Genomic DNA, 10,799 nt, shown 5'->3' with positions numbered 1-10,799 from the left:
CGGACCGCGCCCGCGCCGACCCGGCTGGCACGGACCGCAGCGGCGCCCCCACAGACCGGGGGCCGGCCGTCAGCGCAGCGACTCTTCGCGGAACTCGCCGGGGAAGTCCACCGACGGACCGTTCTCGCTCTCGCCCCTGCGCAGCTCGACGCGGCGGATCTTGCCCGAGATGGTCTTGGGCAGGTCGGTGAACTGCAACCGCCGGACCCTCTTGTAGCCGGCCAGGTGGGTGCGGGAGTAGTCGAAGATCTGGCGGGCGGTGTCTTCGGTCGGCTCCCAGCCGCCGGCCAGGACGACGAACGCCTTCGGCACGCTGAGGCGCACGGGGTCGGGGGAGGGGACGACCGCGGCCTCGGCCACCGCCGGGTGTTCCAGCAGGACGGACTCCAGCTCGAACGGCGAGATCCGGTAGTCGGAGGACTTGAACACGTCATCGGTCCGGCCCACATAGGTGATATAGCCCTCGGAGTCGCGCGACCCCACGTCGCCGGTGTGATAGAAGCCGTCCGCGTAGGCGGCATCGGTTCGTTCGGCGTCGCCGTGGTAGCCGACCATCAGGCCGAGCGGGCGGGGGTCCAGACGCAGGCAGATCTCGCCCTCGGCGCCCTCGCCGGCGACCTCCTGCCCGGTGGCCGGATCGACCAGCACCACGTCGAAGCCGGGGCAGGGCCGGCCCATGGACCCGTCCTTGATGGGTTGCCCCGGCGTGTTGGCGATCTGCACGGTGGTCTCGGTCTGGCCGAAGCCGTCGCGGATGGTCACCCCCCACGCGTCGCGGACCCGGCCGATCACCTCGGGGTTGAGCGGCTCACCGGCGCCCACGGCCAGCCGCGGTGGGACCATCAACTGGGTGAGGTCGGCCTGGATGAGCATGCGCCACACGGTGGGCGGGCAGCACAGGCTCGTCACGCCGCAGCGGTCCATCTCCCGCATCATCGCGGTGGCGTCGAAGCGGGAGTAGTTGTAGATGAACACGCATGATCCGGCGATCCACGGGGTGAAGACGTTGGACCAGGCGTGCTTGGCCCACCCGGGGGAGGACACGTTGAGGTGGACGTCGCCGGGCTGCAGGCCGATCCAGTACATGGTCGACAGGTGGCCGGCGGGGTAGGAGGCGTGCGTGTGCTCGACGAGCTTGGGCTTGCTGGTGGTCCCGGAGGTGAAGTACAGCAGCAGGGTGTCGTCGGCACGGGTGGTGTGGCTGGGCTCGAAATCGGGGGACGCGTCCATCGCGGCGGCGAGGTCGGTCCAGCCCTCGGGGGCGCCGCCCACCGAGATGCGCTGGTAGTCGCCGGCGATGGTGGTGAACCGGTCGGCGAGCTCGTCGCGGGCGATCACGTGCTTGATCCCGCCGCGGGCGATGCGGTCGCGGAGGTCGCCCTCCGCCAACAGGGTGGTGGCGGGGATGACGACGGCGCCGAGTTTGATCACGGCGAGCATGACGTCCCACAGTTCCACCTGGTTGGCGAGCATGAGCAGGACCCGGTCCCCGGGCTCGACACCGCGCTCGCGCAGCCAGTTGGCGGTGCGGTCCGAGCGGACGCGCATCTCGTCGAAGGAGTACTTGGCCTCGGTGGGGGCGCCGCCGCCGTCGTGCTCCTCGACGATCCACAGTGCGGGGTCGCTGTTCCCCTCGGCCTCGACGTCGAACCAGTTCAGGGCCCAGTTCCACTCGTCGAGTTCGGGCCAGGCGAAGCCCGCCCGGGCGGCGTCGTAGTCCTCCGCGGTGGCCTGCAGGAAGTCGCGTGCGGCGCGGAAGCGGGTGGTGGCGTCGGTGTCGAGCGGGGCCATTGAGTCTCCTGACGGGCGGGCACGGGTGGGACGGCGCGGAGGGAACCGGGCACGGGCGGCCGTGGGCACGGGTGAAGGCGCGCACGGCACGTGAGTCAGCTCACAGTATGGGCGCGCGCCAGGGTCGCGGTACACCCGAAAGGGGAGGGTCGGGGGGTGGCCGGACACCCGCCCCTGGATTACTAGGAGATGCAAGTATAGGGTGATGGCCATCACGGGAGAAGAGCCGCGCGGACACGACGGACCGCGGCCTCACGACGAAGGGATGTCCATGTCTGATCTCAGGCAGATCGACCACTACATCAACGGCGCGAGGGTCGCCGGGACGGGTGGCCGCACCCACGAGGTGCTCAACCCCAGCACGGGTATGGCGCAGGCCGTGGTGCCGTTGGCGTCGACGGCCGAGGTCGACGACGTGATCGCCAAGGCCGCCGAGGCCCAGAAGTCGTGGGCGGCGCAGAACCCCCAGAAGCGCGCCCGCGTGCTGATGCGCGTCGTCGACCTGATCAACCAGAACATGGACGAGCTCGCCGAGTTGCTGGCGATCGAGCACGGCAAGACCACCCCGGACGCGCGTGGAGACATCCAGCGTGGCCTCGAGGTGCTCGAGTTCGCGATCGGGATCCCGCACCTGCTCAAGGGTGAGTACACCGAGAACGCCGGGGGCGGCGTGGACGTCTACTCCATGCGTCAGCCGCTCGGTGTCGTGGCCGGGATCACCCCGTTCAACTTCCCCGCCATGATCCCGCTGTGGAAGGCGGGCCCGGCCATCGCGTGCGGCAACGCCTTCGTGCTCAAGCCCTCCGAGCGCGATCCCTCGGTCCCGGTGCGCCTGGCCGAGTTGTTCACCGAGGCGGGCCTGCCCGACGGCATCTTCCAGGTCGTCCACGGCGACAAGGAGGCCGTCGACGCGATCCTCAACAACGACACGATCCAGGCGGTCGGGTTCGTCGGGTCGACCCCGATCGCGCAGTACATCTACGAGAACGCGGCCCGCACCGGCAAGCGCGCGCAGTGCTTCGGTGGCGCCAAGAACCACATGATCATCATGCCCGACGCGGACCTCGAGCAGGCCGCGGACGCCCTGGTCGGGGCCGGTTTCGGCTCCGCTGGTGAGCGGTGCATGGCGATCTCCGTCGCCGTTCCCGTGGGCGAGGGCACCGCCGAGGCGCTGCTGGAGAAGCTGGTGCCCAAGGTCAAGGAGCTGAGGGTGGGCCACAGCCACGACCCGAACGCCGACTACGGCCCGCTGGTCACGCCCGAGTCCAAGGCCCGTGTGCTGGACTACATCGACCAGGGCGAGAAGGCCGGCGCGGAGATCCTCATCGACGGCCGCGGTGTGGGTGCCTACACGGACGAGTTCAACGGCGAGGACATCTCCGGGGGCTACTACGTCGGCCCCACGCTCATGGACAAGGTCACCCCCGACATGAGCGTCTACACGGACGAGATCTTCGGCCCCGTCCTCGTCGTGGTCCACGCCAAGGACTACGACGAGGCCCTTCGCCTGCCCAACGAGCACGAGTACGGCAACGGCGTGGCCATCTTCACCCGCGACGGCGACGCCGCCCGCGAGTTCGTGTCCAACGTCCAGGTGGGCATGGTCGGCGTCAACGTGCCGATCCCCGTGCCGATCGCGTACCACACCTTCGGCGGCTGGAAGAAGTCCGGATTCGGCGACCTCAACCAGCACGGCCCCGAGTCGATCAAGTTCTACTCCAAGGTCAAGACGGTCACCCAGCGCTGGCCGTCGGGCATCAAGGACGGGGCCGAGTTCGTCATCCCCACGATGGACTGACCGGTCCCGCAGCGCGATAGCCGGGCACCGCGACAACCGGGCACCGTATGAGAGGAACACCCATGTTCACCCTGGATGACGACGACAAGGTCATCGTCGACACCGCCCGCGACTTCGCGGCCAAGCGGATCGCGCCCATGGCGCAGGAGTGGGACGCGAGCCATCATTTCCCGAAAGACGTCCTCCGCGAGGCGGCCGAGATGGGGATGGGCGCCATCTACGTCTCCGAGGACGTCGGGGGCAGCGGGATGCGTCGCCTCGACGGTGTCCGGATCTTCGAGCAGCTCGCCCGGGGATGCCCGTCGGTGGCCGCGTACCTGTCCATCCACAACATGTGCGTGTGGATGGTCGACGAGTTCGGCACCGAGGAGCAGCGTCGCGAGTGGATCCCGAGGATGGCGTCGCTGGAGCTGTTCGCCAGCTACTGCCTCACCGAGCCCGGTGCCGGTTCGGACGCGGCGGCCCTGCGGACCAAGGCGGTCAAGGAGGGCGAGGGCGAGTCCGCGGAGTACGTCCTCACCGGCACCAAGCAGTTCATCTCCGGTGGGGGTCAGTCGGACGTCTACGTGGTGATGGCCCGCACCGGTGAGGCCGGCCCCAAAGGGATCTCGGCTTTTCTCGTCCCCGCGGACTCCGAGGGACTGAGCTTCGGCCCGGACGAGCAGAAGATGGGGTGGAACGCCCAGCCGACCGCGCAGGTGATCATGGAGGGTGTCCGGGTCCCGGCCGCGAACCTCATCGGTGGCGCCGAAACGGGGGGAGAGGGCCTCGGGTTCACCATCGCCATGAAGGGCCTCAACGGCGGGCGCATCAACATCGCCGCCTGCTCCCTGGGTGGGGCCCAGGACGCGTACTCGCGGGCCGTCGCCCACGTGCGGGACCGGGAGGCCTTCGGCGGTGCGCTCATCGACGAGCCGACGATCCGCTTCACCCTCGCCGAGATGGCGACGGAGTTGGAGGCCAGCCGGCTCATGCTGTGGCGGGCCGCCGCGGCCCTGGACGCCAAGGAGCCGGACCATGTCGAGAAGTGCGCGATGGCGAAGCTGTTCGTCACCGACCACTGCTTCGACATCGCGGACCGGGCACTGCAACTCTTCGGCGGGTACGGATACCTCGCCGAGTACGGAATAGAGAAGATCGTGCGAGATCTCCGGGTGCACCGCATCCTGGAGGGGACGAACGAAATCATGCGTGTCGTCGTCGGCCGGGCCGTCGCCGCGCGCGGACTGGGAGCGTAGGACATGGACAACCGATCGCAGACCGTGGCGTTTCTCGGGCTGGGCAACATGGGTGGACCCATGGCCGCCAACCTGGTGGGCGCCGGATTCGTCGTCAGGGGGTTCGACCCGGTGGAAGCGGCGCAGGAGGCGGCCCGCACCGCCGGGGTCACCGTGTGTGACTCGCCCGCCGAGGCGGTCAGGGGAGCAGGTGTGGTGATCACGATGCTGCCCAACGGTGCGCTGGTGACCTCGACCTATGACGAAGTGCTGGGCGAGGCGGGGGAGGGGACCCTGTTCATCGACTCCTCCACGATCTCGGTCGACGACGCCCGTGCGGTCCATGCCAAGGCGGTGGACGCCGGGATGCTCCAGGTCGACGCGCCCGTCTCCGGTGGCGTCAAAGGTGCGACCGCCGGCACGCTGGCGTTCATGGTCGGCGGGGAGGACGAGGCGTTCGCGGCCGCGCAGCCCGTCCTGGAGCCCATGGCGGGCAAGGTCATCCACTGCGGAGGGGCGGGGGCCGGGCAGGCCGCCAAGGTCTGCAACAACATGGTGCTGGCCGTGCACCAGATCGCGATCGCCGAGGCGTTCGTGCTCGCGGAGGGACTGGGCCTCGATCACCAGGCCCTCTTCGACGTGGTCACCGGCGCGACCGGCAACAGCTGGGCGCTGCACACCAACTGCCCCGTCCCCGGCCCCGTCCCCACCTCGCCCGCCAACAACGACTTCACGCCCGGCTTCGCCACGGCTCTCATGAACAAGGATCTCGGGCTGGCGCTCGCGGCCCTGGAGAGCACTGGTACGGTCGCTCCGCTGGGAGCAGCAGCGGCGGCCCTGTACGACGAGTTCGCGCAGGACAACGGTGGCAAGGACTTCAGCGCCATCATCACCAGCATCCGCGAGTCCTCGCGGAGCTGAACACCTCCACTCTCGGGAGAACACCATGTCCACCCTCCGCCCCAAGGATTCAGACGCTGTACTGGGGGCCCTGCGCAGGGCCCGTCGCACCACCGGTGTGCCGGTCGTCTTCGCCGGCGAGGTCACCGGTGAGACCGCCAGGCTGAACCGCTTCATCGGGGTCCGCACCGACTCCATGCAGGGGTTGGCCGTGGCCAGGGGGCGTGGCCTCGGTGGTCATGTGCTGGCCTCGGGTCGACCGGCGACGGTCCGTGACTACGAGGAGTGCTCGAGGATCACCCGGGACTACGCCGACGCGGTGGACCGCGAGGGCTTGCGGGCGATCATCTCCGTCCCCGTGATGGTCTCGGGGGTGGCGCGGACCATCCTCTACGGATCGGCCCGGGTCGCGACCCAGTTCGGCGACCAGGTCACCCGGACGTTCACCTCCGTCGCCGCGGACCTGGCCTCAGAGTTCAGGATCCACGACGAGGTCGACAGACGACTGCGTATGGCCGATCACGCCGTCGCGGAGCAGAACTTCGGACTGGAGTCCGCGGACCGGGAACGTCTGCGTGTCCTGCACGGCGAGTTGCGTGCGATCGCCGCCGAGCTGGGCGACCCCGGCCTCCGGGAGAGGCTGCTGGCCGCGGGGTCCGCCCTGGCGGGGGTCGGCAGGGCGCCCGAGGAGGGCCGGGACGTCCCCCAGGCGCCGACGGTCCTGTCCCCGCGGGAGATCGACGTCCTCGCGCAGGTGGCGCTCGGATGTTCCAATGCCGAGGTCGGCGCCCGGCTGTCCCTGTCGCCGGAGACGATCAAGGCCTACCTGCGCAACATCGGGACGAAGCTGGGCACACGGTCACGGATGGAGTCCGTGGCCCGGGCCCGGCTCCTCGGCGTCCTGCCCTGATCCGACCAGCCGCCCCTCGTCACGCGGGGGTGGGGTCCACCGCGACCCTGACCCCGGTCGCCGGCCGGGTGAGCATCGTGGTCCACGGGAACGTCAGATCGTCGGGGTCGTCGCTGATCCGCACCCCCGGCCTGCACAGCGCCGCGACGGTCGCGGACAGGGCGGTCACCGCGATCTTCTCGCCGGGACACCGGTGGCCGGTGCGCACCCCGGCGCCGCCGTGGGGGATGAAGGCCTGCAGCTGCTCGGCGTCGTCGACGCCGAGGAACCGTTCCGGGTCGAAGGTCCCCGCGTCGAGCCAGTGGTTCGGATCCGTATCCGTTCCCTGGAGGTCGAGAAGGACGCGGTGCCCCTTGTGTACCGGGCACCCGCGGACCTCGAAGTCCGTCGTCGCGAGCGCCGGCAGCATCGGGACGAACGGGTAGACCCGCCTCACCTCCTGGGCGAACGCGACCGCCTCGGGGACCTCGGTGAGACGGCCGGCGTCCGCCGACGCCTCGCGGATGCGGTCCCGCCACCCCGGGTTCTCGGCCAGGGCGACGGCCGCGAACGCCGCGAAGCGGGCGACCGCCACGGTGGGGCGGGTGAGGTTCTGCAGTTCCACCGCCGCGGTGCGGTCGTCGACCAACCGGCCGTCCTCGTCCCGGAGGTCGGCCATCGCCGCGACGACCGAGTCGGGGTCGGGCTGTAGCGCACCCGACCGGACCTTGCGCACCAGGGACGTGGCCCAGCGGTCGAGACGGAGGCGTTCCACCTGAGCCACGGGGTTCCCCGAGACCCGACCGAAGGTGTCGAGGAGTCTGCTCATCTGCCGCGCACGCCTGTCCGACTCCTCGGGGCGCAGCGGCAGCCCGGCCCAGCGGAAGGCCGCGCGGCCGTAGGCGGTGGTGGTGTCGTGGTAGACGGTGCCCGATCCGTGGCGCGTCCACTGGCCGAGCATGTGCTCGAGTTCCTCCGCCACGAGGGAGGCGAACCGCGCCACCCGGTCGTCGTCGTAGGCCAGGTCTGCGAGCGCGTTCTTCCGGACGGTGTGGGCGTGGCCGTCCAGGCCGTGGACAGCGCCGGGTCCGAAGAGCGGGAGCCGGACGAACGCGGGCATCGCCCCCTCGCGCTTGACCTTGTCGGAGTCGTAGAAGTGGCGGACACCCTCCACTCCGCGCAACAGCACGGCCTTGCGACCCATGAGGCGCAGTCGCACCGGCGTCTGCGAGTCGGCGGGCAGTCCCGCGCGTTGCCGCACGCGGGAGGTGAAGAGGTATCCGGAACGGAGGAAGTCGAGGGACTGTTCGCGGAGCCGTCGGTGATCGTTGGGCGACATCGGTGTCTCCAGTCAGTCGGGGGCACGGTACGCCGCACACCCTAGGGCCGACTGGAGGTCGGGGCATCCGGTCCCGCCCCCTCTCCGATCGGTCCGCACGGTCAGCGCCGGTGTGGGACGGATCACGCCCCACATACTTTCGGGTGTATCGGGTGTGGTGGTCATCACATACCGTTCGCCTCAATCGACGCCAGAGCGTCGGCGATCACCCCCTCTCGCCGGAGGTCCGATACCCGGCGAGCCAGACACGACTGGAGTTGTCTTGACGCAGTCCCGAACCACCCCGCCGGGGGACGCGGCACCGCAGTCCCCCACCCTTCCGCCGGTCGAGCAGAAGACCTCGCTGAAGAAGGTCGCCGCGGCCTCCTCGATCGGTACCACCATCGAGTGGTACGACTTCTTCATCTACGGCACCGCCGCCGCGCTCGTCTTCCCGGCGCTGTTCTTCCCCGATCAGAACCCCGCGACGGCGACGCTGTCCTCGTTCGCGACGTTCGCCGTGGCGTTCTTCGCCCGGCCCGTCGGTGCGGCGATCTTCGGCCACTTCGGTGACCGGATCGGCCGCAAGAACACCCTCGTGTGGACGCTCATCATCATGGGCGTGGCGACCGTGTTCATCGGTCTGCTGCCCGGGTACAACACCGGGGCCTTCGGCGTCTTCTCGGGCGGCATCGGGATCTGGGCACCGACACTCCTCGTGGTGTGCAGGTTCTTCCAGGGCTTCGCGGTCGGCGGCGAATGGGCCGGAGCCACCCTGCTCACGGCCGAATACGCACCCGAGGGTAAGCGCGGCATGATGGCCATGTGGCCGCAGCTGGGCGTGGCCTTCGCCTTCTTCCTCTCCTCGGGCACGTTCCTGGTGTTCTCCCTCGTCGCCGGTGGCGGCGCGGACCTCGACAGCCCGTTCATGCAGTACGGCTGGCGTATCCCGTTCCTGCTCTCCGCCGTCCTGGTCCTGGTGGGCCTGTGGATCCGTCTGACCGTCGAGGAGACCCCCGTCTTCCGCCAGACCCAGGCCCGCGAGGCCAAGGAGGCCGCCGCGACCGCGGCGGCGGACCGGGCCGCGAACAGGGCCACCGCTCCCAAGACGCTGCCCTTCGCCGATGCCCTGCGCTTCCAGTGGAAGGAGATCATCATCGCGGGTGGCGCGCTCACCTCGCTGTTCTCCCTCTTCTACATGGGCACCTCGTTCCTCACCAACTACGCGACCGCCACCCTGGGGCACTCGCGGCCGTTCGTCCTGGCCATGGGCATGATCGCCGCACTGATCTTCGGCGCCGCCATCGCGTTGTCGGCGATGTACTCCGACAAGATCGGCCGGAGGAAGGTCATCGGCACCTCGGTCGGGCTCGCCATCCCGTGGACACTGGTCGTCTTCCCGATCCTCGACACCGGGTCGACCGTCGCCTTCGGTCTGGTCCTGTTCGTCACGCTGGTCATCTTCGGCATCGCCTACGGCCCGGCCGGCGCGCTGCTCCCGGAGCTGTTCCAGGCCCGTTACCGCTACACCGGTGCCGGCCTGGGCTACAACCTCGCCGGCATCCTCGGTGGCGCGTTGCCGCCGCTGGCCGCGGCCGCGATGATCGGCGCCGGCAACACCCTGGGTGTCGGCCTGATGCTCTCCGCGCTGTCGATCATATCCATGATCTGCATCTTCCTCATGACGGAGTCGAGCAAGAACGTTATCCACGCCGACGCCGAGCCGGACGACTCGCGGCTCGTCGCCACCGAGATGCCGTGACCGAGGTCTGACGAGTTCGGTCCAGGATCCGCACGACGGATCCTCCCCGGACAGCCGCGCCCGGCCCCACCCGAGAGGGGGCCGGGCGCGGTGTTGTTACTCCGGGGCCCCGCTGGTCAGAAGTCGCCGGCGGTCCGCCGGAGCGACGAGATGGCCTCGATCAGCGCCGACTGTTCCGACCGGTCCATCCCGGGATCGGAGAAGACCCCGGCGTTGAGCGCTGCTGTGGCCTCGGAGACCACACGCCGACCCTCGGCGGTGATCTCCACCAGGGTCGTCCGTCCGTCGGTCGGGTGTGGTCGGCGTTCGACCAGCCCGGCGTCCAGGAGACGCTTCATGGCGCTGGTGACGCTGGTGACGTGTACCTGCAGTCGCTCGGAGGCCTTGGTGATGGGCAGTGAGCCTGACCTCGAGAAGGCCAGCAGTCGGAGGAGTTCATAGCGGGGGAACGAGAGGTTCCACGGGCGTAGTGTCTCCTCCACCCTCGCCAGGAGGATCTGGTGCGCGCGCATGATCGACGTCACCACGGTCATCCCCTGGGCCGCGTCGGTCCATCCCTCGCGTTCCCAGTTGGCGCGGGCCTGGTCGATGCGGTCGGGGATCGGGGCGGTCCTGGGGGGCACGGCTCACTCCTGGAGGACACGGCGGGCGTCTGATCAGGCGAGTCTATCCGCCCGGTCCCCGTGCGACCGGCAGACGTGCGGGACGGGACGCCCGGCGGGCCTTCGGGACGGCGACCCCGCATATCCTCGTGGGCGCCTGTCGTTCCACGCTCGCCTCGCCGGGACCGGGGGCATGCTGGGATAGGCGTACGCCGTCCACCGACAAGGAGTCCGAGGATCGATGACGACCACCCAGAGCCCCCTCCGCATCGGAAACGTCTCGGCCTCACGTGGTGACCGCGCCACCGCGACGGCCGAGTTCCTCGACGCCGCCACGCTCGACGTCCTCGCCCTGGACATGCTCTCCGACGAAGCGGTGCTCGAGCTCGCCGGGCAACGGGTGGCGGGCGGGCCGGGTTACGAGCGGGCCGCGGTGGTCCAGATCGGCGAGTGCCTCGACCGCCTCGGCGCCGGGGGGGTCCGGATCGTCACCAACGCCGGCGCCCTCGACCCCGAGGGGCT

General features: G+C 69.9%; 9 protein-coding genes. 6 read left to right on the top strand and 3 right to left on the bottom strand.

The window, feature by feature from the left end; all coding sequences use genetic code 11:
* Window positions 1-69: 69 nt before the first annotated feature.
* Window positions 70-1,791, bottom strand: a complete 1,722-nt coding sequence (locus tag G6019_RS07680) for an AMP-binding protein (RefSeq protein WP_182612105.1) — start codon at window positions 1,789-1,791, stop codon at window positions 70-72.
* 271 nt (window positions 1,792-2,062) lie between these two features.
* On the opposite strand from G6019_RS07680, the gene G6019_RS07675 reads away from it, so the two are divergent.
* From G6019_RS07675 to G6019_RS07660, 4 genes are all read left to right on the top strand, one after another.
* On the top strand, window positions 2,063-3,589 hold the full coding sequence (locus G6019_RS07675) for a CoA-acylating methylmalonate-semialdehyde dehydrogenase (RefSeq protein ID WP_107758176.1): 1,527 nt from the start codon (window positions 2,063-2,065) through the stop codon (window positions 3,587-3,589).
* Between the two features lie 62 nt (window positions 3,590-3,651).
* Entirely contained in the window at window positions 3,652-4,827 is a 1,176-nt protein-coding gene (locus tag G6019_RS07670; protein ID WP_107757079.1) for an acyl-CoA dehydrogenase family protein, read from the top strand.
* Window positions 4,828-4,830: 3 nt separating this feature from the next.
* Window positions 4,831-5,727: a 3-hydroxyisobutyrate dehydrogenase gene (gene mmsB / locus G6019_RS07665; RefSeq protein WP_107757078.1), complete on the top strand. Its 897-nt coding sequence runs from the start codon at window positions 4,831-4,833 to the stop codon at window positions 5,725-5,727.
* A gap of 25 nt (window positions 5,728-5,752) precedes the next feature.
* Entirely contained in the window at window positions 5,753-6,616 is an 864-nt protein-coding gene (locus G6019_RS07660) for a LuxR C-terminal-related transcriptional regulator (RefSeq protein WP_107757077.1), read from the top strand.
* A gap of 19 nt (window positions 6,617-6,635) precedes the next feature.
* Here the strand turns inward: G6019_RS07660 and G6019_RS07655 are convergent, their stop codons facing one another.
* Complete coding sequence (locus tag G6019_RS07655; RefSeq protein WP_182612103.1) at window positions 6,636-7,934, bottom strand: cytochrome P450; 1,299 nt, start codon at window positions 7,932-7,934, stop codon at window positions 6,636-6,638.
* Window positions 7,935-8,196: 262 nt separating this feature from the next.
* On the opposite strand from G6019_RS07655, the gene G6019_RS07650 reads away from it, so the two are divergent.
* A complete protein-coding gene (locus tag G6019_RS07650) occupies window positions 8,197-9,675 on the top strand; it encodes an MFS transporter (RefSeq protein WP_182612102.1) in 1,479 nt (492 codons plus the stop codon).
* A gap of 116 nt (window positions 9,676-9,791) precedes the next feature.
* Here the strand turns inward: G6019_RS07650 and G6019_RS07645 are convergent, their stop codons facing one another.
* Window positions 9,792-10,298, bottom strand: a complete 507-nt coding sequence (locus G6019_RS07645) for a MarR family winged helix-turn-helix transcriptional regulator (RefSeq protein WP_107757074.1) — start codon at window positions 10,296-10,298, stop codon at window positions 9,792-9,794.
* Window positions 10,299-10,518: 220 nt separating this feature from the next.
* Between G6019_RS07645 and G6019_RS07640 the strand changes: the two genes are divergently transcribed.
* Window positions 10,519-10,799, top strand: a 281-nt coding sequence (locus G6019_RS07640; protein ID WP_182627333.1) for an acyclic terpene utilization AtuA family protein, incomplete at its 3' end; no start/stop codon positions are given.

It is taken from the genome of Dietzia sp. DQ12-76 (assembly GCF_014145045.1).
Lineage (GTDB): Bacteria > Actinomycetota > Actinomycetes > Mycobacteriales > Mycobacteriaceae > Dietzia.
This window is presented reverse-complemented; position numbering and strand designations above follow the sequence as displayed.

Excerpts from the sequence above, each read along its gene's own strand:
- G6019_RS07680 (WP_182612105.1), bottom strand. The coding sequence starts at position 1,791 with ATGGCCCCGCTCGACACCGACGCCACCACCCGCTTCCGCGCCGCACGC.
- G6019_RS07675 (WP_107758176.1), top strand. The coding sequence starts at position 2,063 with ATGTCTGATCTCAGGCAGATCGACCACTACATCAACGGCGCGAGGGTC.
- G6019_RS07670 (WP_107757079.1), top strand. The coding sequence starts at position 3,652 with ATGTTCACCCTGGATGACGACGACAAGGTCATCGTCGACACCGCCCGC.
- mmsB (WP_107757078.1), top strand. The coding sequence starts at position 4,831 with ATGGACAACCGATCGCAGACCGTGGCGTTTCTCGGGCTGGGCAACATG.
- G6019_RS07660 (WP_107757077.1), top strand. The coding sequence starts at position 5,753 with ATGTCCACCCTCCGCCCCAAGGATTCAGACGCTGTACTGGGGGCCCTG.
- G6019_RS07655 (WP_182612103.1), bottom strand. The coding sequence starts at position 7,934 with ATGTCGCCCAACGATCACCGACGGCTCCGCGAACAGTCCCTCGACTTC.